Annotated in this window: 19 protein-coding genes and 1 tRNA gene; 10 read left to right on the top strand and 10 right to left on the bottom strand. The window is 66.3% G+C overall.

All coding sequences use genetic code 11. The features are described from left to right. Positions 1–1,053: 1,053 nt before the first annotated feature. Together BLT60_RS12460 and BLT60_RS12455 are read right to left on the bottom strand one after the other, a co-directional pair. Positions 1,054–1,860, bottom strand: coding sequence for a L,D-transpeptidase (locus BLT60_RS12460; RefSeq protein WP_244521237.1), 807 nt, complete (start codon positions 1,858–1,860; stop codon positions 1,054–1,056). 179 nt (positions 1,861–2,039) lie between these two features. Further along, on the bottom strand, positions 2,040–3,167 hold the full coding sequence (locus BLT60_RS12455) for a DUF2865 domain-containing protein (RefSeq protein ID WP_175478408.1): 1,128 nt from the start codon (positions 3,165–3,167) through the stop codon (positions 2,040–2,042). 280 nt (positions 3,168–3,447) lie between these two features. On the opposite strand from BLT60_RS12455, the gene BLT60_RS24360 reads away from it, so the two are divergent. Then, complete coding sequence (locus BLT60_RS24360; protein WP_175478407.1) at positions 3,448–3,624, top strand: hypothetical protein; 177 nt, start codon at positions 3,448–3,450, stop codon at positions 3,622–3,624. Positions 3,625–3,633: 9 nt separating this feature from the next. Here BLT60_RS24360 and BLT60_RS12450 read toward each other — a convergent pair whose 3' ends face one another. The 6 genes from BLT60_RS12450 to rpiA all read right to left on the bottom strand — a co-directional run bounded on the left by BLT60_RS12450 (position 3,634) and on the right by rpiA (position 10,628). Then, a complete protein-coding gene (locus tag BLT60_RS12450) occupies positions 3,634–5,310 on the bottom strand; it encodes an NAD+ synthase (RefSeq protein ID WP_090876751.1) in 1,677 nt (558 codons plus the stop codon). A gap of 63 nt (positions 5,311–5,373) precedes the next feature. Next, positions 5,374–6,063, bottom strand: a complete 690-nt coding sequence (locus BLT60_RS12445) for an NlpC/P60 family protein (protein ID WP_090876750.1) — start codon at positions 6,061–6,063, stop codon at positions 5,374–5,376. A 318-nt stretch (positions 6,064–6,381) separates the two neighbouring features. Further along, positions 6,382–7,770: a class II 3-deoxy-7-phosphoheptulonate synthase gene (locus BLT60_RS12440; RefSeq protein WP_175478405.1), complete on the bottom strand. Its 1,389-nt coding sequence runs from the start codon at positions 7,768–7,770 to the stop codon at positions 6,382–6,384. 176 nt (positions 7,771–7,946) lie between these two features. Then, on the bottom strand, positions 7,947–9,350 hold the full coding sequence (gene gor / locus BLT60_RS12435; RefSeq protein WP_090876749.1) for a glutathione-disulfide reductase: 1,404 nt from the start codon (positions 9,348–9,350) through the stop codon (positions 7,947–7,949). A gap of 40 nt (positions 9,351–9,390) precedes the next feature. Further along, a complete protein-coding gene (locus BLT60_RS12430; protein WP_175478404.1) occupies positions 9,391–9,891 on the bottom strand; it encodes a DUF2059 domain-containing protein in 501 nt (166 codons plus the stop codon). A gap of 29 nt (positions 9,892–9,920) precedes the next feature. Next, on the bottom strand, positions 9,921–10,628 hold the full coding sequence (gene rpiA / locus BLT60_RS12425) for a ribose-5-phosphate isomerase RpiA (RefSeq protein WP_090876747.1): 708 nt from the start codon (positions 10,626–10,628) through the stop codon (positions 9,921–9,923). Positions 10,629–10,865: 237 nt separating this feature from the next. Here rpiA and BLT60_RS12420 point away from each other — a divergent pair, with 237 nt between their 5' ends. From BLT60_RS12420 to BLT60_RS12390, 7 genes are all read left to right on the top strand, one after another. Then, a complete protein-coding gene (locus tag BLT60_RS12420; RefSeq protein WP_090876746.1) occupies positions 10,866–11,549 on the top strand; it encodes an HAD-IA family hydrolase in 684 nt (227 codons plus the stop codon). A gap of 106 nt (positions 11,550–11,655) precedes the next feature. After that, positions 11,656–11,988, top strand: coding sequence for a hypothetical protein (locus BLT60_RS12415; RefSeq protein ID WP_139167822.1), 333 nt, complete (start codon positions 11,656–11,658; stop codon positions 11,986–11,988). After that, positions 11,978–12,436, top strand: a complete 459-nt coding sequence (locus BLT60_RS12410) for a hypothetical protein (RefSeq protein WP_090876744.1) — start codon at positions 11,978–11,980, stop codon at positions 12,434–12,436. The genes BLT60_RS12415 and BLT60_RS12410 overlap by 11 nt, the downstream gene beginning before the upstream one ends. 93 nt (positions 12,437–12,529) lie before the next feature. Beyond that, positions 12,530–12,604: transfer RNA gene (locus BLT60_RS12405), tRNA-Val, on the top strand. An 80-nt stretch (positions 12,605–12,684) separates the two neighbouring features. Further along, positions 12,685–13,443 (top strand): glutamine amidotransferase, encoded by a 759-nt coding sequence (locus BLT60_RS12400; RefSeq protein ID WP_090876743.1) that lies wholly within the window; start codon positions 12,685–12,687, stop codon positions 13,441–13,443. Positions 13,444–13,586: 143 nt separating this feature from the next. After that, positions 13,587–14,495, top strand: coding sequence for a pirin family protein (locus tag BLT60_RS12395; protein ID WP_090876742.1), 909 nt, complete (start codon positions 13,587–13,589; stop codon positions 14,493–14,495). 156 nt (positions 14,496–14,651) lie between these two features. Continuing rightward, complete coding sequence (locus BLT60_RS12390; RefSeq protein WP_090876741.1) at positions 14,652–15,458, top strand: metallophosphoesterase family protein; 807 nt, start codon at positions 14,652–14,654, stop codon at positions 15,456–15,458. Here the strand turns inward: BLT60_RS12390 and BLT60_RS12385 are convergent. Both BLT60_RS12385 and BLT60_RS12380 read right to left on the bottom strand, forming a co-directional pair. After that, on the bottom strand, positions 15,418–15,903 hold the full coding sequence (locus tag BLT60_RS12385) for a Crp/Fnr family transcriptional regulator (protein ID WP_090876740.1): 486 nt from the start codon (positions 15,901–15,903) through the stop codon (positions 15,418–15,420). The genes BLT60_RS12390 and BLT60_RS12385 overlap by 41 nt on opposite strands. Before the next feature lie 14 nt (positions 15,904–15,917). After that, entirely contained in the window at positions 15,918–16,520 is a 603-nt protein-coding gene (locus BLT60_RS12380) for a DUF922 domain-containing protein (protein WP_175478403.1), read from the bottom strand. 166 nt (positions 16,521–16,686) lie between these two features. On the opposite strand from BLT60_RS12380, the gene BLT60_RS12375 reads away from it, so the two are divergent. Together BLT60_RS12375 and BLT60_RS12370 are read left to right on the top strand one after the other, a co-directional pair. After that, complete coding sequence (locus BLT60_RS12375; RefSeq protein ID WP_090876738.1) at positions 16,687–17,472, top strand: ThuA domain-containing protein; 786 nt, start codon at positions 16,687–16,689, stop codon at positions 17,470–17,472. A gap of 6 nt (positions 17,473–17,478) precedes the next feature. Beyond that, positions 17,479–18,531, top strand: a complete 1,053-nt coding sequence (locus BLT60_RS12370) for a Gfo/Idh/MocA family protein (protein WP_090876737.1) — start codon at positions 17,479–17,481, stop codon at positions 18,529–18,531. Positions 18,532–18,541 lie beyond the last annotated feature (10 nt).

Raw genomic sequence — 18,541 nt, 5'->3', positions numbered from 1 at the left:
ATCCCCCTCGTCCGATCCGCCCGTATCCTCGTCGCATCCCCGCTCACCGAGGGGCGCCGTCCGGAGGCGTTCGTGTGGCGGAGCGGGGTGCGGTGTCCGCCGGTCGTCTCGCACGCGATCGACGGAGGCTCGTAAGCCGTCAGCCGGCGCCGTCAGACGCGCCGGCCGCGCGAGGCTCCAAAGGCTGCGCTAAAGGCGGACAGGGGTCAGCCTGGGACAGGCCGCAAAGGGGAAACCCGGACGGACATCCCTGGTGGTCTAGAGGCGCGCCGTCCTTGAGGAGCCGCCTCGCCTCCGTCAGCCCAGACGGTGCGTTCGCCCAAACCACCGCGGCGGGTGCTTCTGAAGCGCCCATATTCGGACTACCCGGTTGGCGTTGCAGCAGCACCCGCCACCCCCTCGTCTTCCAAGAGGCGAGGAGCGCCGCAAGGCGCGACAGGGAAGGACAAAAACAGCGTAGGCAAAGCGGCGAAGCTGGTGCCCACGCGGGATCAACCACAAACCGGAGCGCATGGCGCTCGCGGCAACGATGGAGCATGCCTGATGCAGAGCGATGCCGCGACACCTCCCACGGTCCCGCGTAACCACCGCGTATCCACCCTCTCGACGCTCATCCCCGCGAAAGCGGGGACCCAGGCGACGTCGGGCATGGACGCGCAGTCGGCCGACGCTGGCGTCCAGCCTGAGGACTGGATCCCCGCTTTCGCGGGGACGAGCGGTTGAGGATCGGCGGAGTGTCCAAAGGCCGCGGGACCTGCCGCGTAGCACCCCCTCGACGCTCATCCACGCGAAAGCGGGGACCCAGGCGGCGTCGGGCATGGACGCGCAGCCGGCCGATGCTGGCGTCCAACCTAAGGACTGGATCCCCGCTTTCGCGGGGACGAGCGGTTGAGGATCAGCGGAGGGTCCAAAGGCCGGCGGGGAGCCACCGCGCACCAGCCCTCGACGGTTACGCCCGCAACGCCGCGCTGCGGCGATGACACTTGGCGGTTCCGTCGCGCACCATCAGCGCCAACGAAGGGCGGCCCAGGGGCGCGTCCCCTCGCCCGTCGGTCAGATGGCGGGCGATGCCGGCAAGGCGACGACGACCGGTTCGCCGATCTGCATCGGCAACTCGACCATCGCCGGGCTTTCGATCGACTGCGGCGCGCCCGTGCTGAGCACCACGACCTTGGTGCCGATCGGGACGCGGTCGTAAAGGTCGATCACGTCCTGGTTCCACATCCGGATACAGCCGCTGGAAACCGCCTTGCCGATCGACAGGGGCTCGCTGGTCGCGTGGATTCGATAGAGCGTGTCCCGGCAGCTCGGCGACCGGAGGTTATTGGCGTTGCACTTGCCCTCGTAGAGATACATGGCGCGCGAACCGAGCGGGTTCTTCGGTCCGCCGTCCATGCCATCGGGGAACTGCGCCGCATACTCGTCGCGTTCCTGCATTTCCTGCGGCGGGAACCACTTCGGCCAATGCTGCTTGTCGTGAATCTCGGCGGTGCCCGACCAGGCGAAGCCCTGCTTGCCGACGCCGATCCCGTAGCGGATCGACTGGCCTCCCTCCTGGACGAGGTAAAGGAATTTCTCATAGGGATCGACGACGATGGTGCCCGGCTCGGCGCTGATCGTCGGCGGGGTCGTCACCGTCTGGCGGTAGAGCTTGGGGTCGACCTTGGCGATCGGCACGGCCGGAACGCGGAAGGGCTCGCCCTCAACCGGGGCATACATCGCCACCACCAGCGGGTCGATCGGCTCGCCATCCTTGGTCATGTTGGATGCGGTGCAGCCGGACACGGCGACCAGCGCACCGAGCGCCGCAACGCAGAAAAGACGGCGGCTTCGGGGCCGATTGATGATTCTGGCGCTCACGTCTGTTGCTTGCTCCCCAGCCGCGAAGCGGCAAATCACTGGAATATCGAAGAAATTCACGATCGCTTGAACCGCGAAGCCCCGATCATAACGTCAAAGATGGCAAAGGTCGGGCCGAGACGGAAGTGACGGGTATCACAATTGGTTACACAAACCGTTCAACTCCTTACACAATTCGTTCAATGCCGGGGCGTCCCGAAAAGGGACGTGTCGGCCGGTGCCTCGGCGGTGAACGGACCGGCGGGTCCGACCACCCGGATGGTGCCGTTCCCGGCCTTCCCGGCAGGGGTTCCGACAATCGTGGGGATGGCCGGCGCGGCGGGTGTGAAGCTGCCGGCGCGGTTGTCGGCGGTCTCCGGATCGGTGGTGCCGCCGCGGCGCGGCATCGGTTTGGGCTGCGTCGGCTGCTCGGATGGGGCCGCCGGGGCGATGGTCAGGACACTGCCCCTTGTCTCGACCACCAGCGGCGGTCCGGTCATCACTGTTGCCGCCGGCAGGGCCGGCTGGCCTGGATCGGCCGTCACCGACGGACAGGTGCAGGCCGGGTCGTATTCCTTTCGATAGCGAAAGGCGGTCGGCAACGCCGTATAGGGTTCACCGGCGAGCGACATCATCCGGGTCTCGTCCTCGCCGGGATTGCGATGGACATAGAGCGCCACATCGCTGCCGGGACAGCGCGCCCGGCAGGCGCCCTCGTCCCGCGAAAAGGCGCCGGCCGAGGCGGCGAAGCTGATCGGAAAGAAGTAGCCGTCGCACGTTCGCACGCAGAGCGTCCGGTAGGTGCCCCCGTAACCGACGCCCGGCAAGGAGCCGCGATAAGAGGTCCGGCCGCCGATGATGGCAAGCACGCCGGTGCGCCGTCGACCGCCACGCTCGAACGCGGCGCGGTCGCCACACCCGCTTGCGACCAGGTCCGCGACAAGTTGCGACCGCTGCCGCTCGGCGCCGTAGGGATCGTCGGCAACCGCCCGCCAGGCGTCCTGCAACGTCTCCAGCTCCGTACGAATCCCGTCGGTCCGGGCGGTCAGCGCGGCGCAGGTGCTCCCCGCCGCGCGCCCCGTGGACAGCGCTCCGCCATAGCATCCCTCTCGCCGCGCCGCGCTCATCGCCTGTTCGAGTTCGGCCCGCGCCCGGTCGATGGCCGCGTTGGTGGCGCGGTGGCTGCTGTCCCAGTAGTCGTCGGCGCTGCGGTCGAGCGCCGCCAGCCGTGCCTCGAGCACCGGGCAGGCGCCTGTCTCGGCGCGCGCATCGGCGGCCAGCGCCAGCATGACGGCGGTCGCGATGAGCAGTGCCCGGCAATGGCGCATCCGCAGGCCCTCGCACCGGCCGGATCGACCGGCCGTTCCGTGAGTGGGACCCCTCCCCGGCCTGCTTCCCGGCGCGTTCGCCACGCCGGTGCCAGCCTTCGCGAACAAGATCGGGCGAGTATGAATCCGGCGAGTCAGGCGGTCAATCGAAATGCCCGACCGGCCCTGGTTCGCCAACGTCCGGCGTTTCGATGTAGGATCGACGGGCATCGTGAACCTGTACACGCGCCGACGCGTTGTCCCTCAGCGCCGAAGGCGCGCGCCAAACGAGGAAAGAACGATGAGCGAAACCGACAAGCAGAAGGCGGCGGAGATTCTTCGCAAACGGCGCCTGGCCGCCGAGGGCCTGAAGGAGACCGAGGGCGAGAATCCGCTGGAGGATCCGACCGAGGACAAGGAAGGCGAGGAAGAGATCGACGACGCCGCGCTGACCACCGACCTCGGCCTTCACCGCTGAGGCGGGTCGTCAGTCGCGGTCACGGAACTTGTTTACGATCGGATAGCGCCGGTCGCGGCCGAAATTCTTGCGGGTGATCTTGACCCCGGGCGCCGCCTGCCGGCGCTTGTATTCGGCGATATAGAGCAGGCGCTCGATCCGCCGCACGGTCTCGATGTCGTGGCCGCGCGCCACTACGTCGGCAATGCGCATCTCCTCCTCGACGAGGCATTCGAGGATGTCGTCGAGGACATCGTAGGGCGGCAGCGAATCCTGGTCGGTCTGGTCCGGCCGTAGTTCGGCCGAGGGCGGGCGGGTGATGATGTTTTCGGGGATCAGCGCGCCATCGGGTCCGATGGCGCCGGCCGGGTGGTGCGCATTGCGCCAGCTCGCCAGCTTGTAGACCTCGGTCTTGTAGAGGTCCTTGATCGGGTTGAAGCCACCATTCATGTCGCCATAGAGCGTCGCGTAGCCGACGGAGTTCTCCGACTTGTTGCCGGTGGTCAGCACCATCGCGCCGAACTTGTTCGAGATCGCCATCAGGATCGTGCCGCGGGTCCGGGACTGGAGATTCTCCTCCGTCGTATCGGGGGGACTGTCGCCAAACATCGGCTTCAGCGCCGCCTCAAAACCCTCGACCGGACCGGCGATCGGCACGGTGTCGTAGCGCACGCCGAGATTGGCGGCGAGCGCGGCGGCATCGCTCAGGCTCTCGCCGGAGGTGTAGTGATAAGGCAGCATGACGCAATGGACCCGCTCCGGGCCCAGCGCATCGACCGCCATCGCCGCGACCACGGCGGAATCGATGCCGCCGGAGAGCCCCAGCACGACACCCGGGAAGCCGGTCTTGTTGACGTAGTCGCGCAGGCCGAGGACGCAAGCCTGCCAGTTGGCATGCTGCAGATCTGGAAGCTCGGCGAAACGGCCGTCGGCGCAGCGCCATCCGAGGGTGGCATCGCGTGTCCAAGTGAATGTCTCGATCGCTTCGGCCAGTTGCGGCATCTGGAAGGCCAGCGTGCGGTCGCCATGCAGGCCGAAGGAGCCGCCGTCGAATACCAGTTCGTCCTGGCCGCCGCATTGATTGACATAGACCATCGGCAGGCCGGTCTCGACGACGCGGGCGATGGCGACCTGCTGCCGGGCATCGGCCTTGCCCTGCCAGTAGGGCGAGCCGTTCGGGACAACCAGCATCTCGGCGCCCGTCTCAAGCAGGCATTCGCAGACCTGCTCGAACCAGATGTCCTCGCAGATCGGCAGGCCGAGCCGCAGGCCGCGGAAGCCGACCGGACCGGGCAGCGGGCCGGGCTCGAACACCCGCAACTCGTCGAAAACTCCGTAATTGGGGAGTTCGACCTTGTAGCGCATCGCCTGAACCGCGCCGCCGTCGAGCAACGCGACGGCGTTGTAGACCTTGCCGTCTTCGGGCCAGGGCGTACCGATAACGACGCCGGGGCCGCCATCGGCGGTGTCGGCGGCGAAGGCCTCCACAGCCCTGCGACAGGCGTCCTGGAAGGCTGGCTTGAGAACCAAGTCTTCCGGCGGATAGCCGGCGATGAACAGTTCGGAGAAGACGACAAGATCGGCCCCGGCCGCCGCGGCGGTCCGCCGCGCCGCCCGGGCCTTCTCGAGGTTTCCGTCAATGTCGCCGACCACCGAGTCGAGCTGGGCGACGGTGATCCGGATCGTATCGGTCAGGTCTGCTGTCATATCGCCGGTTTAGCGCGGCGACGGACGAGGAGCAATCGCAGAACCGATACGACCGAACGCGTCTCAGGCTTCCGAGCCGCCGGTCGCCATGCCGCCGAGGTCATCGACGATGGGACCGTAGCCGACGGCCGACGCGGTCTTAGGCCAGCGGGCGCCCAACAGTCGGGACTTTGAGATGCGGGCATAACTGACACGGTTCGACTGGTTGCCCCCAAGCACCTTCAGCGTGTCATTGTCCTCGCCGGCATAGAACCCGACATGCCCCTGCCAACTGTCGCGAGCCACCCGCCAGAAGACGAGAACCGCCCCCAGAGCCGGACGGCTCTGCCGACCGAATTTCAGCCAGTTCCGGGCTCCGAGCGGGCCGTTTGGCAATGCCTCGTCCTGCAGCATCGAACCGATGCAATGCGCGACGAAGAGGCCGCACCAGGGAATATCGTCATCGCCATAAGCAAGGTCGAGATCTTCGGCCCAATCGAGAATGACTGGATTGCTCGGCGGACCGGGACGCTCGGCTGTGCCCATAAGGCGCATTGCCTCGTCGTACCAGACCAGCCCGGTCTGCTGTAACTGCGCAGGCGCGTTTGCAAGGATCGCGCGTTCCGTCTCAGGGGTCAGAAGACCGACCGGCAGCCCGTTCTTGCGCTGGAATGCCTTCACCGCCGCAGCCGTCAGCCGGCCCCAGATACCGTCGAGTGGCCCCGGATCGAAACCCTGAGCTTTCAGGGCACGCTGAACCGCTAGAATGTCCATTGTTTCCTCCCTCATTGATTGCATTTGTATAATGCACAACTTTGAGGACGTACAGCAATGTGATTCCCGTTTGACGGTTAAGCGGGCCGACTTCGCAGAGGCGCAAGGCAGGAAGGCGAGGTGCCGGTTGTCCAGGCCGTGAAACGCCAACCTCGCTCCGCTCCCGATGACGACGTCCTCGGCGAGCGGCCCTGTCGAGCGATCTGGGGCGGAAAGGACGTCTCGTCCGATACGATCGGGGGTTCCGGCCGATCGGAATCGTGACAGTGAACGACGAGGTCGTCTAAGGGCCGCGGCACAAATCAGCGGCGCCGACGATCAGGCGTTGGCGGCGGCCGGTTTGCGCCTGGCCTGCTCGCGGCGGTCGCGCTTCAGCAACTCGGCGATGAGGAAGGCGAGTTCCAGCGACTGGTCGGCGTTGAGGCGCGGATCGCAGTGGGTGTGGTAGCGATCCTTGAGATCGGCGTCCGAGATGGCGCGGGCGCCGCCGGTGCACTCGGTGACGTTCTTGCCGGTCATCTCGATGTGGACGCCGCCGGGATGCGTCCCCTCGGCGCGGTGGACGGCGAAGAAGTTCTCGACCTCGCGCAGCACCAGTTCGAACGGACGGGTCTTGTAGCCGCTCGCCGCCTTGATGGTGTTGCCGTGCATGGGGTCGCAGGACCACACCACCGACCGCCCCTCGCGCTCCACCGCGCGGACCAGCGCCGGCAACTTGTCGGCGACGTTGTCGGCGCCGAAGCGGCAGATGAGGGTCAGGCGTCCCGGCTCGTTGTCGGGATTGAGGATGTTGATCAGTTCGATCAGTCCCTCGGGCGACAGCGACGGGCCGCATTTCAGCCCGATCGGATTCTTGATGCCCCGGCAATATTCGATATGCGCGTGGTCCGGTTGACGGGTGCGGTCGCCGATCCAGACCATGTGGCCGGAGGTGGCGTACCAGTTGCCGCTGGTCGAATCGATGCGGGTCATCGCCTGCTCGAAACCAAGCAGCAGCGCCTCGTGGCTGGTGAAGAAATCGGTCGAGCGGAGTTGCGGCACGGTGTCGGCGTCGACGCCGCAGGCGCGCATGAAATCCATCGTCTCGGAGATGCGGTCCGCCAATTCCTGGTAGCGATGGCCCTGCGGGCTCTCGCCGACGAAGCCCAGCATCCACTGATGGACATGGTCAAGGTTGGCGTAGCCACCCTGGGCAAAGGCGCGCAGGAGATTCAGCGTTGCCGCGGACTGGCGATAGGCCATCTCGATCCGGTTGGGGTCGGGATTGCGCGAGGCCTCGTCGAAATCGATGCCGTTGATGATATCGCCGCGGTAGCTCGGCAACACGATGTCGCCGCTCTTCTCGGTCGGCGCCGAGCGCGGCTTGGCGAACTGGCCGGCGATACGGCCGACCTTCAGCACCGGCACGCCGCCGGCGAAGGTGAGCACCACCGCCATCTGCAGGAAGACGCGGAAGAAATCGCGGATGTTGTCCGCCCGGTGCTCGGCAAAGCTCTCGGCGCAGTCGCCACCCTGGAGCAGGAAGGCTTCGCCAGCGGCAACCCGGGCCAGGCCCTGCTTCAGCTTGCGCGCCTCGCCGGCAAAGACCAGCGGCGGATAGGTAGAAATCCGCTCCTCGACAGCCGCCAGGGCAGCCGGGTCGGTGTAGACCGGCACCTGCTCGATCGGCTTCGCGCGCCAGCCATCCGGGGTCCACGCCTTGATCATCGACTCAACTCCTGATCGCCGCGACACGCGGCCCAAGCCTCACACCGGTGGCCGATGCCGCCCGCGCGGGCGGGTTATACACGCGGCCGCCGGCCATTTCCATAACTCCGGCAGCGGCCGCCGAGCCGCCCATAACGCGGCGGGTTCACCTGTCGGCCCGACAACGGGCCCAGCCCCTATTTCGCCGGCGCGGGTTCCGGCAGCGCCACGGGGGTGCGATGCCGCTCGACCGGCGAGCGCATGGTGACGAGTTCCTCGCTCTGGGTCGGGTGGAGCGCAACGGTCGCGTCGAAATCCGCCTTGGTGGCGCCCATCTTGATGGCGACGGCGACGAGCTGCGCCATTTCGGCGGCGCCGTCGCCGACGCCGTGGAAGCCGAGAACGCGATCGGTGTCGCCATCGACCACCAGCTTGAGGAGCATCCGCTCCTCGCGCCCGGCGACGCGGTGGTGCAGCGGCTTGAAGCTCGCCTTGTAGATATCGACGGCATCGTGCGCCGCCTTGGCCGCTTCCTCGGTCAGGCCGACGGTGCCGACCTCCGGCTGGGTGAACACGGCGGTCGGTATGTCGGCATGATCGAGCGCCGTTGGCCGGCCGCCGAACAGCGTGTCGGCCACCGCCTCGCCCTCGCGGATCGCGATGGGAGTGAGCTGGATGCGATTGGTGACGTCGCCCACGGCGTAGATGCTTTCGACATTGGTGCGGGAGTAGCGATCGACCTCGATCCGCCCGTCCGGTTCGGACACGACGCCCGCCTCCTCCAGCCCGAGACCGACGGTGTTGGGGGAACGGCCAATGGCGAAGAGGACCTGATCGGCCGCGAGTTCATCGCCGCCGGTCGTCGTGGCGACGAGACCGTCATCCTTCCGCTCGATCCGCGTGATCTTGGTGCCGCAGGACACGTCGATACCGCGATGCTCGAGCGCCGCATGAACCGCCTTGCGGACATCGGCATCGAAACCGCGCAGGATGTCGGCGCCGCGATGGGCGACCGTGGTCTCCACCGCGAAGGCGTTGAAGATCGCCGCGAATTCCAGCGCGATGTAACCACCGCCAATGATCACCATCCGTCGCGGCAGGCGTTCGAGATGGAAGAGATCATCCGAGACGATCGCGTGCTCGAAACCCGGCACCGACTCGTCGACAACCGGCCGGCCGCCGGTGGCGATGAGAATGTATTTCGCCGTCACCGACCGGTCTTCGCCGACAAGGCGAATGGTGTGGGCATCCTCCAGGACAGCACGGGAACGGATCAGCTCGGCGCCCGAGCGCTCGAGGTTGCGGATGTAGATGCCGCTCAGCCAGTCGGTATCGGCATTGACGTTGTCGCGGAGCGTCGGCCAGTCGAATTTCACGCCCTTGGTCGTCCAGCCGAAGCCGATCGAGTCTTCGAGTTCGTCGGCGAAATGGGCCGCGTGAACGAAGAGCTTCTTCGGAACGCAACCCCGGATGACGCAGGTGCCGCCGACCTTGTCGTCTTCAGCGATAGCGACCCGCGCACCGTGTTGGGCAGCGATCCGGGCGGCGCGAACGCCGCCCGAACCGGCGCCGATGACGAAGAAATCGTAGTCGTAATTCACTGGGAAGCGCCTCGATACGGGCGATGGAAAACGGTCGGGCTCAGAACTCGACGCCTTCCTGCTTCAACGCTTCGCGGGTCTTTTCGAGAAGCTCCTCGCGCACCCGCTTGGCCCAGTTCTCCGCGACCTGGAAGGCGTCGGAGATCACGGTCGGGCCGATGCGGTTGAACTTCTGTCCCGCCGGGCTCTCGTAAAAGGTGGCGATGGTAACGAGTTCGTCCTCGGTGAAGCCCTTCGCCCAGACCCGGGCGACGTCGTTGTCGAGATCGTTGCGGCGCGGCACAAGCGCCAGGACCACCGTGTCGACGGTCGCGCTGATCTGCGAATGGAGATCCGGCCGCATCAGGATCAACTGGCTCTTCACCTGCTCGGCGACGGCGGGAAGGAGATCGTCATAGCTGCGCGATGCCGGCGAGGCGCGCAGCGCGTCGAGGGCGGCATCGATGTGGCTCTGGGTGATCTCCTGCGCGCTGGCCGGAACGACCACGCCCATCGCGAGCGCAAGGACCGCGGCGCGCGAGACATTTCTGATCGACAACATTGATCGGGCTCCTGTTGGTGGAATTGCAGTCATCGGGACAACTTCTCGACGCCATCGTCCCGTCCGACGATGGCGACCGAAGCCATGTTGAGAAAAAGACCGTGCTCCATGACACCCGGTATCGCGGAAAGCGCCGTCGCCAGGGCTTCGGGATCCGGAATACGGCCGAAGGATGCGTCGATAATATGATGGCCGCCGTCGGTGACGAAAGTCCGGCCGTCCCTCTGACGCAGTGCCAGGTCTCCGGTCAGTCCGAGCCGGGTCGCGGCCGACTCGATCGCGATACGGGTCGCGCCGAGACCGAACGGCAACACCTCGATCGGCAGCGGAAAGGCGCCAAGGGTATCGACCAGCTTGCCGGCATCGACGATCACGACCATCTTCGCCGAAGCGGCGGCGACGATCTTCTCGCGCAGCAGCGCGCCGCCACCACCCTTGATCAGCCGGAAGGAGCGATCGATCTCATCGGCGCCATCGACAGTAAGGTCGAGCGCCGGCTGCTCGTCGAGAGTCGTCAGGGGAATACCGACCGACCCGGCCAGCCGCGCGGTGTTCTCGGATGTCGGCACGCCAACGATCGACAAGCCATCTCGCACCCTGGCGCCAAGCGCCTTGACGAAGTGTTCGGCCGTGCGCCCGCTGCCGAGACCCAGCTTCATGCCGTCGCGGACCTCGTCCAGCGCGCCTTCGGCAGCGCGGAGGCGCTCATCGTCGTTGCCAACCACCTTGGCGGTCATTGCCGTCTCCAGACTGCGGCCGGCCCTTTTGCCGGCACCGGCAGCGTTATCGGCCTGCCTTGATTTTCCGGCCGGCTTGTTAGCATCTACGGCCCCGGCGTGCCATGCCAACCACGACATGGCGAGCGGAATACGCATTTCGCGGTCCGCGCGGCCGAGTCTAGCGCAACATCAGGGCCCCGGGCGGTTTTTCAAGACCGGGCGCCGGTATCCTCCCCCACCCGGAATTTTCGCTTCATGACCGACATCCGACCGACCCTTGCCCTCGACCTCGACGGAACGCTGGTCGACACGGCCAGTGACCTCGTCGCCACCCTCAACGTCATCCTCGCCGAAGAGGCGCTGCCCCCTGTCGAACGCGCCCAGGCGCTGACCATGGTCGGCCACGGCGCCCGCGCCATGCTGGTCAAGGGGATCGAGGCCAGCGGGGACACCGTCGACGAGGCCCGGCTCGACGCACTATTCGCGCGGTTCATCGCCTACTATTCCGACCATCTGGCCGACACCAGCAAGCCGTTTCCGGGCGTTCCCGAATCGCTCGACCGCTTCGCGGCGGCCGGCTGGCGGCTGGCGGTCTGCACCAACAAGTTGGAGGGGATGTCGCGGTCGCTGCTCGAGCAACTCGACCTCGCCGACCGCTTCGCCGTGATTGCCGGCCAGGATACCTACGGAGTCCGCAAGCCCGATCCCGGCCACCTGATCGAAACCATCCGCAGCGCCGGCGGCGACCCGCGGCTTGCGGTGATGGTCGGCGACTCGGACGTCGATATCCGCACCGCCAAGGCGGCCGGGATCCCCGTCGTCGCAGTGTCCTTCGGCTACAGCGCCGTGTCCGTCCGCAACCTCGGCCCGGACCGGGTCATCGACCACTTCGACGCCCTTTTCGACGCGGCGACCTCGGTGCTGGGATCGACACGGTAACGCCCTCGCAACCGTCTCCGCGCGTTCCCATTGCGGGTCCGGCGACACTGACCTAGAAGCTTGATCGGAGCGCCGGTCGCCACGGCCGGCGCACAGGGAGAGCGACATGAGCAGACTGACGATTCTGCCTGCGTTGGCCTTTGCGATCGCAGCGACGCTGTCCGGCGTGCCGGCCGAAGCGAAGAAGCACAACGACAACAAGAATGCCAATGTCGGCGCCGCCATCATCGGCGGGCTGGTCGCCGGGGCCGTCATCGGCGCGGCGGTTTCCGATACCAAGACCCATCCGAAGCAGATCTATGTTGCCCCGCCGCCGCCACCGCGGGCACAGCCGTTCAGCCCCAAGAGCGGCATTACCTGCTATCCGGCCCAACAGGCCTGCTACCGATACGATGGCGCTTATAACTCCAACTGGACCTGGAAAATCTATGCGCATTAAGGGCACGCCGGTTGCGGCGAAGACATCAGGACGGGCCATCGCGCTGGCGGTGGCGCTTGTCATGGCAGGTGTATCGACAATCGCCCTGGCGGATGACGACCGGCTCGACGAAGCCTGGGCCGACGCCGTCGATGGACAGGAACCCATCCTCTCCGACAAGCAGTTCGCGCGCCTGAACAACCTCGCCTTCCAGGCAGCGGTGACGAAGATCTGCGACGGCTACGAACTCGACGATGCCAAGTTCTCGGAAGGCCTGGTCGATGCGACCTCGCCGGCGCCGGAGGGCATGACCGACGCGGAAGCGGAGCAATGGCGGACCGCCGTCTTCTTCCGCCTCGGCACGACCTACGGACTGTTCCTGGCCGAAGGCAACGCCGCGTCGGACGACTTCTGCGAGAGCGCCGGCGAGTTGAAGGCAGACGCCGAAGTCCCGAACGTCTGGCAATAGCCGGACCGCCTGATCTCCACCGGGCGCGACGATCGCGCCCGCATCGTCTTGACAGGAACCGCGCGCGACCGGCATATCCCGTCCGGTTGCGGCGGGCGGTTAGCTCAGCGGGAGAGCACTCCCTTCACACGGGAGGGGTCACTGGTTCAATCCCAGTACCGCCCACCATTTCACACCCTGACGCGGCCCGGACGCATTGCCCTGCGTCCTGAATTGCCGTGCTCCATTCCCCAAGAGAGAGGACTTCCATGGCCAAGGCTCCGCGCATCCTGATCGCAGGCGAATCCTGGACGGTGCACAGCATCCACCAGAAGGGTTTCGACTCGTTCACCACTACCGAATACGCGGAGGGCGTCGCGTGGCTGCGGGCCGCGCTGGAGGGCGGGGGATGGCAGGTCGACTACCAGCCGTCGCATGTCGCGGCGCGCGACTTCCCGATGACCGCCAAGGAACTGAAGGCCTATGACTGTGTGCTGCTCAGCGACATCGGCACCAACACGCTGACTCTTCATCCGGACACCTTCTTCCGGTTCAAGTCGGTGCCCAACCGGCTCGAGGCGATCCGCGACTACGTCTCGAACGGCGGCGGACTGGTGATGGTCGGCGGCTACCTGACCTTCCAGGGGATCGACGCCAAGGGCCGGTATCACGGGTCGCCGGTGGAAGAGGCCCTGCCCGTCGCGATCTCGCCGCATGACGACCGGGTCGAGGCGCCGCAGGGCGCGGCACCCAGGGTCGTCGCCCGCAAGCATCCGATCGTCGCCGGTATCGGAACCAAGTGGCCGGCTCTCCTCGGCTACAACAAGCTGACGGCGAAGCCCGATGCCGAGGTCGTTGCAACGGCCGGAGACGACCCGCTCATCGTTGCCGGAACGTACGGCAAGGGCCGCGCCGTCGCCTTCGCCTCGGATTGCGGACCGCACTGGGCGCCCCCGGAATTCGTCAACTGGAAAGGCTACGCCCCCCTGTGGCGCCAGATCGCCAACTGGGCGGCGTCGCGCGCCTAGCCGTCTCAAGACCGGCGGCGCGGACAAACCGGCACCGTCCGCGCCCCCGGCGCATCGCTGCCATGCTCTCCTTGAAAACCTTGCGTCTCCACCCGAACTAACCGCATCTGTTCGCAAGCAAACCCACGACAGGAGAGCCGATCATGTCGCTCCGCCCCGTTCACAGCGTCACCCAGGCGCAACCGCATGTCGAAGGCGCCGGCGTCAAGTTGCACCGGGCTTTCGGCTTCGGTGAAACCGCGCCCTTCGACCCCTTCCTGCTCTTTGACGATTTCCGCAACGACCGGCCGGAGGATTATCTCGCCGGTTTCCCGTGGCATCCCCATCGCGGCATCGAGACGATCACCTATGTGCTGTCCGGAACCGTCGAGCACGGCGACAGCCTCGGCAACCGCGGCACGCTTGGCGCCGGCGACGTCCAGTGGATGACGGCAGGCAGCGGCATCATGCACCAGGAGATGCCGCAGGGCGACGCGGCGGGCCGGATGCACGGTTTCCAGCTTTGGGCGAACCTGCCCTCCTCCCACAAGATGACGGCGCCGCGCTACCAGGACATCACGGCCGGCGAAATCCCGGAGATCGTCGAGGACGACGGCACGATCGTGCGGGTCGTCACCGGCGAGTTCTGGGGCAAGAAGGGACCGGTCGAGGGCGTTGCCGCCGACCCGCGCTACCTCGACATCTGGGTGCCGCCGGGCAAGCGCAAGGTGCTGCCGGTGGAGACCACCCGCCATGCCTTCGCCTACGTCTTCGAGGGCTCGGGCTCCTTCCGCGACGCGTCGCAGCCGTTTGGCGTGCTGGTCGAGAAGGGCCTCGGCGACGAGGAGGTCTTCATCCGCGACCAGACCGGCGACCGGTCGCTGGTGCTCTTCGACTCCGGCGACGAGGTCACCATCCAGGCCGGCGAGCAGGGCATCCGCTTCCTGCTGATCTCCGGCAAGCCGATCGCCGAGCCGGTCGCCTGGTACGGACCGATCGTCATGAACACGCAGGCCGAACTGCGCCAGGCGGTGAACGAGTTGAACAACGGGACCTTCATCAAGCACCCCTGACGACGGCCGTTCCCTCGCCCGATCCAGGCCTGCGACCGAAACCTGTCGCAGGCCTGTTTTTTGCGCAGGCTGCAACAAAAACCGGCAGCGGCGCCGGCTGACACGTTCACCGCCAGCGCCTAATCTCGCCTGCCGACTCCGCCGGAGCTTCCGCAGATGCGCCTGCTCGCCGTCGCTGACCTGCACTATTCGCTGCCACAGTATGACTGGGTGGTGAGCGTTGCTGAGGATTTCGATGTCGTGGTCGTCGCCGGCGACCATCTCGACCTGTCCTCGATGGTCGATTTCCGGGCCCAGGTCGTCGTCGTCCAGAAGTATCTCGACCGGCTCAAAACCAAGGCGCAACTCCTCACCTGCTCCGGCAACCACGATCTCGATTCGCGCAACGAAGCCGGGGAGAAGGTGGCGCGATGGATCCGCGAGCTCGGCCGCGTCGGCGTGCCTGCCGACGGCCAGTCGCTGCTGATCGACGACACCCTGTTCACGATGTGCGCATGGTGGGACGGCCCTGCCGAGCGCGCGGCGATCGGCGAACAGCTTCGCGCCGAAGCCGAACGCCGCCCGGCGAAATGGATTTGGGTCTATCACGCACCGCCGGACAAGAGCCCGACCAGTTGGGGCGGCAGCCGATCCTTCGGCGATGCGGAACTGGAAAAATGGGTCGCCGAGTATCAGCCGGACATCGTCTTTTCCGGCCACGTTCACCAGTCGCCGTTTATCAAGGACGGATCGTGGGCCGATCGGATCGGCGACACCTGGATCTTCAACGCCGGCCACCAATACGGGGCGCCGCCGGCCTATATCATCCTCGACACCGATCACCAGACCGCGGTGTGGTTCTCCGCCGCCGGCAGCCAGATGGTGCGCCTCGACCAGCCGCTCGTGCGGCCGATCGAGCCGCTTCGGGCTCCGCCGGACTGGCTCACATCCGGGGATCGGGCTCGCGATCCGAGCCCGGCGTGAAATCGTCCTGCTGGTTGTGGATCAGCGCATCCAGCACCTCGCCGACCATGCCGAGATGGTCGCCATGTCCCTCGAATTGCTGCTTGATATCGACGAGGTAGGTGGTCGCGGCATTCAGGCGCTGGGCCAGCAACCGGGCGAGGAAGAAGGCGATCTCCGGATGCCGCTTCAGGAACGCCGCGCCGTCGTCGGCAAGACGCGCGGTCACCGGCGACAGCGCCCTTACGGTCGCCGTATGCGGCACGTCGAGGAGCACCGACATCTCGCCGAACATCGATCCCGGTTCGGCTATGAGCGCCACGCGCGTGTCGCCGCGAAGCACTTCGACCTCGCCTTCCTCGAGCACGAGAAGCCGGCCCGACCACTGGCCTTCTTCGAGCATCACCGCGCCGGCGTCGAACCGTTCGAGCGGGATGTCGCCGCAGTGATCGAGGATATCGCGCATGGCTTTGCTTGCCCTTACTTGCCGGTTGCCGCCCGGATGAAAGCGAGACCGAGAATCCGCGACCGGTCCTGCCTCTCGAATGCCTTCTGCTTCGCCATGCAGGTTGCGTACCGCTGATCGATGAAGCGCTGCACCTTGCGCTTCATCCCGAAACAGCCGGCCGGTCCCGTCAGGCGCTCGGCCGCCGGGACGAACTGCGCGCCGCATTCGAGAAAGATCGTGCGATGGGTCTCCTCGTGCCGCTTGAGTCCGGCGAGGAAGCTTGTCCACATCGCCTGCGTCGCGCCGCTCATCCGGCCATAGTCGGCGGCCTTGGGCAGCGTCAGGACGAAGCGCCAGCGAAAGGTCAGCGATGTCACCTCGCACCGGCCGTTGCGGGTCCCCGTCTGCAGGCTGAGATCGTGGTCATGGGTCAGGTTGGCATAAGCCGGGCCATCGTCGGGATCCATGATCGGATGGGCATTCATGTATCGCCAGACCTCGGGCGGCGTCGTGCCGCGCACGGTGTGGTTGCGGTACTGCGTCGAATGAACGAGGTCGGCCCGGGCCTGCGGAACAGAGACCACGAGAATCGGCAGAAACAGGAGCAGCGCCAATCGATTGATCCGGTGTTTCATGCGTCCATCCCGCCCAAAGCGCTTCGATGCCAGCCGCCCGGCCATTTCCAGCCTGCGATAATTTCCCTCGCGTGGAAAGCAGATCGCCCAAAAAAGCGTCTGGCTATTCCGGCGATCATTTGCGAAGGGAGGCCCAACAGCACGGAACATCGCAGGAGAAACAACCATGGCCATCCAAGTGGTCGTCTGGGGCGAGAACATTCATGACCGCGAGAACGAGGTCGTCCGCGACCTTTACCCGAACGGCATGCATGGCACGATCGCCGACGCGCTGAACCAGGACGCCGGCATCGAGGCGACCACCGCGACGATGGAGCAGCCCGAGCACGGGTTGAGCGAGGAACGACTGGCCAGGACCGACGTGCTGACCTGGTGGGGGCACAGGGATCACGGCGGCGTCGATGACGCGGTCGTCGAGCGCGTCGCCCAGCGGGTGTGGGAAGGGATGGGGCTTCTGGTCCTGCATTCCGGCCACTTCTCGAAGATCTTCAAGAAGCTGATGGGAACTCCCTGCTCGCTGACATGGCGCGAGGCGGGCGAGAAGGAGCGGATCTGGGTCATCAATCGCGGCCACCCGATCGCCCAGGGGCTCGATTCCCATTTCGTCATTCCGCAGACCGAGATGTATGGCGAGCCCTTCGCCGTGCCGGAGCCGATGGAGACGGTCTTCATCAGCTGGTACGACGGCGGCGAGGTCTTCCGCTCGGGCCTGACCTACCAGCGCGGCGCCGGCCGGATCTTCTATTTCTCGCCGGGCCACGAGGTCTATCCGATCTACACGGACGCCAACGTCCAGACCGTGCTGCGCAATGCGGTGAAATGGGCGGCCAACCCGGCCCCTGCCCTGACCGACATCAGCGATGCGCCGAACCGGCCGACCGACAAGGCGCTCGAGCCGATCGTCGAACGCGGACCGACGCTGCACGTCGACGGTGAGATCGGCTTCCGGTAGATCGCCATGGTCAAGCTGCTTATCATCGGCACTGGCGGCATGGCCCGCCAGCATGCCCTTTCCTTTGGCATGCTGGAGGGCGTCGAGATCGTCGCCGCCGTGGAGCCGAATTCGGACCGGCTCGCCGGATTTTGTGACGAGCACAACATCCCCAACAAGTTCACCGACCTCGACGATGCCATCGCCTGGAACGGGTTCAGCGCCGCGACCAACGTCACGCCCGACGTGGTCCACTACCCGACGACGATGAAGCTGATCGCGGCGGGCAAGCATGTGCTGTGCGAAAAGCCGCTGGCGACCGACTACAAGCTGGCGATGGAAATGACCGAAGAGGCCGAGAAGCGCGGCATCATCAACATGGTCAACCTGAGCTATCGCGGATCGCCGGCGCTCGAGAAGACGCGGCAGATCGTGCTCAGCGGCGAGATCGGGGAAATCCGCCATTTCGAGGCGTCCTACCTCCAGAGCTGGCTTGTCGGCCACCACTGGGGCGACTGGCGCACCGAGGACCGGTGGCTGTGGCGGCTGTCGACCAAGCACGGCAGCCATGGCGTGGTTGGCGACATCGGCATCCACGTCATCGACTTCGCGACCTACGCGGCGGCCAACGACATCGTCTGGATGGAGAGCCGGGCCAAGACCTTCCGCAAGGCGGAAGGCGACCAGATCGGCGAATACCCGCTCGACGCGAACGATTCATTCGCGATGACTGTCGAACTTGCCAATGGCGCGCTGGGGGTGATCCACGCCTCCCGCTGGGCGACCGGCTATGCCAATACATTGCGCCTCGACCTGTTCGGCAGCCATGGCGGGCTGCAACTCACCACCGACGGGCGGAAGTCCTGGCTTGGCAAATGCACCGGCATGGACCTCGACACCCAGACCTGGCGGGAGGTGACCTGCGCACCCGTAGCCTCTGTCTACAAGCGCTTCATCGACGCGGTGCGCAGCGGCGTCAACGCCGATCCCGGCTTCCGTCGCGGGGCGGCGATCCAGCGCGTCCTCGATCTTTGCCTCGAGGCGGGCGACCGCAGTCATGGCGGCGTAAGGCTCGATTAACCGAATCGTG

The organism is Bauldia litoralis (assembly GCF_900104485.1).
GTDB classification, from domain to species: domain Bacteria; phylum Pseudomonadota; class Alphaproteobacteria; order Rhizobiales; family Kaistiaceae; genus Bauldia; species Bauldia litoralis.
This window is presented reverse-complemented; position numbering and strand designations above follow the sequence as displayed.

Coding starts and splice junctions, on each gene's coding strand:
- BLT60_RS12390 (WP_090876741.1), top strand. CDS start 14,652: ATGCGCCTGCTCGCCGTCGCTGACCTGCACTATTCGCTGCCACAGTAT.
- BLT60_RS12385 (WP_090876740.1), bottom strand. CDS start 15,903: ATGCGCGATATCCTCGATCACTGCGGCGACATCCCGCTCGAACGGTTC.
- BLT60_RS12455 (WP_175478408.1), bottom strand. CDS start 3,167: ATGCGCCATTGCCGGGCACTGCTCATCGCGACCGCCGTCATGCTGGCG.
- rpiA (WP_090876747.1), bottom strand. CDS start 10,628: ATGACCGCCAAGGTGGTTGGCAACGACGATGAGCGCCTCCGCGCTGCC.
- BLT60_RS12380 (WP_175478403.1), bottom strand. CDS start 16,520: ATGAAACACCGGATCAATCGATTGGCGCTGCTCCTGTTTCTGCCGATT.
- BLT60_RS12440 (WP_175478405.1), bottom strand. CDS start 7,770: ATGATCAAGGCGTGGACCCCGGATGGCTGGCGCGCGAAGCCGATCGAG.
- BLT60_RS12375 (WP_090876738.1), top strand. CDS start 16,687: ATGGCCATCCAAGTGGTCGTCTGGGGCGAGAACATTCATGACCGCGAG.
- BLT60_RS12450 (WP_090876751.1), bottom strand. CDS start 5,310: ATGACAGCAGACCTGACCGATACGATCCGGATCACCGTCGCCCAGCTC.
- BLT60_RS12415 (WP_139167822.1), top strand. CDS start 11,656: ATGAGCAGACTGACGATTCTGCCTGCGTTGGCCTTTGCGATCGCAGCG.
- BLT60_RS12395 (WP_090876742.1), top strand. CDS start 13,587: ATGTCGCTCCGCCCCGTTCACAGCGTCACCCAGGCGCAACCGCATGTC.
- BLT60_RS12445 (WP_090876750.1), bottom strand. CDS start 6,063: ATGGACATTCTAGCGGTTCAGCGTGCCCTGAAAGCTCAGGGTTTCGAT.
- BLT60_RS12430 (WP_175478404.1), bottom strand. CDS start 9,891: ATGTTGTCGATCAGAAATGTCTCGCGCGCCGCGGTCCTTGCGCTCGCG.
- BLT60_RS12370 (WP_090876737.1), top strand. CDS start 17,479: ATGGTCAAGCTGCTTATCATCGGCACTGGCGGCATGGCCCGCCAGCAT.
- BLT60_RS12410 (WP_090876744.1), top strand. CDS start 11,978: ATGCGCATTAAGGGCACGCCGGTTGCGGCGAAGACATCAGGACGGGCC.
- BLT60_RS24360 (WP_175478407.1), top strand. CDS start 3,448: ATGAGCGAAACCGACAAGCAGAAGGCGGCGGAGATTCTTCGCAAACGG.
- BLT60_RS12400 (WP_090876743.1), top strand. CDS start 12,685: ATGGCCAAGGCTCCGCGCATCCTGATCGCAGGCGAATCCTGGACGGTG.
- BLT60_RS12420 (WP_090876746.1), top strand. CDS start 10,866: ATGACCGACATCCGACCGACCCTTGCCCTCGACCTCGACGGAACGCTG.